Annotated in this window: 2 protein-coding genes; both read right to left on the reverse strand. The window is 36.5% G+C overall.

All coding sequences use genetic code 11. From position 1 onward, the window contains the following. Nucleotides 1–44: 44 nt before the first annotated feature. Nucleotides 45–260: a hypothetical protein gene (locus ACTWQB_RS17290; RefSeq protein WP_377329513.1), complete on the reverse strand. Its 216-nt coding sequence runs from the start codon at nucleotides 258–260 to the stop codon at nucleotides 45–47. Continuing rightward, a complete protein-coding gene (locus tag ACTWQB_RS17295; protein ID WP_175616068.1) occupies nucleotides 235–1,488 on the reverse strand; it encodes an IS91 family transposase in 1,254 nt (417 codons plus the stop codon). Before ACTWQB_RS17295 ends, ACTWQB_RS17290 begins: the two co-directional genes overlap by 26 nt. Nucleotides 1,489–1,494 lie beyond the last annotated feature (6 nt).

Consider the following 1,494-nt stretch of genomic DNA (forward strand, 5'->3'; position numbering starts at 1 on the left):
TAAGAAAAACCGGACGTAAAAACCACGTCCGGTCCTCTTTTGGGTTAGTGCTTACCTTTGAATGTATGCGTTTTACCTCTAACATCAATATATTCAACAGGATACATTTCTCCATTACATTGCTCACAACTAAAGCGAGGCGGTTCAGATGGATCCCCTGGATCCATCAAATCAAAATCTCTGACCACTTGATAGGGAATATATTCCTCCATACCACAACTTTCACAAATGAAGTCAACTGACTTTTTCTTTTTCTTCAAATGATCTGTTCCTTTTTTCTTCTTCTTGCGTGAGATGTCTAATCACCCTCTCCATATAGTTAGTTGCTTCTCGACTTAACGATACTTTGATTTCAAGCCTACCATCCTCAAGACATACTTCACCCATATATTCATAAAAGTTATCACAACAAGAGCACCTCATGGGATCTTTTCCACCAGATGCAATAACCTTCTCACGATAAGTTCTTTTTGTTAAGGATTTCTTTATTTTAACTAACCATTTTCTGTTTGCTTTTTGCCATATACTAATGATTTTTTTACTAATACTCTTAGATCTTCTGGAATATAAACCATAATGGCGAATGGTTTTAAATTGCTCGTCTGGTATGTGTCGAATAAGCAAGATAATAAACTCTTCTACAGTTACCGTTTCGTGTTTTTCTTTCCCATCCGTTTTATCCTCATACTTAAATGTTACAAATTGTCCATCGTATGCCACGATTCGGTTCATACCTATAGCAGGACGCCTGATATATCTACCGATATATCTCAATTGTTCATTTATTTTACCTCGTTGTTTAGGTGCATAGACATAAAAGCCTTCAGAATTATTGCTATAGGCAGCTTGTAAACGTGGTTGAACTACTTTCTTTTCTCTTTCCGTTAAGTGTTTTCTTATCACTTTTAACACCACAGTTTGCCACTGTTTCCTTAGCATTTGAAAAGGGATAAAGTCTAAGGTTTTCCACTTCCCTTTCTTGGTCAAACCTCCCATGCTTACTAACATATGAACATGAGGATTAAAATTAACTCTAGAACCGAATGTATGTAAACCTGCAATGATACCGGGGGTTAACTTACCTTTCTTTTTAAAATAGGACTTAATAAGATTCGCTGCTGCATCCATTAGAGGCTTGAGTAAATGGCGATGTTTCAGAAATACATCTCTCAGACCTTCATCAATCGTAAAAATGACATGACGATGGGTTGTATGAATCGTGTCTTCTGAAAGAAGACGTCCCCATTCTTCACTCTCTCCGACTGAACACGTTGTGCAAAATCGTCCTTTACACCGATATGGTACTAATTTAGGATCGTTGCATCCTTCACATACAAATAATTTAAATCCATTTTTAGGGTTACCACATTCTCGAAATTTCTCTATTTCTTTCAGGACAATTGGACGCACTCGTCCCCCATATTTGTTAACGAATCGATCCCAATGATTATGTTTATCAAAAAATATGCGTCTTAGAATATTATCCATACTAAA

Origin of the sequence: Piscibacillus sp. B03 (genome assembly GCF_052246295.1) — a bacterium.
GTDB lineage: Bacteria > Bacillota > Bacilli > Bacillales > Alkalibacillaceae > Piscibacillus.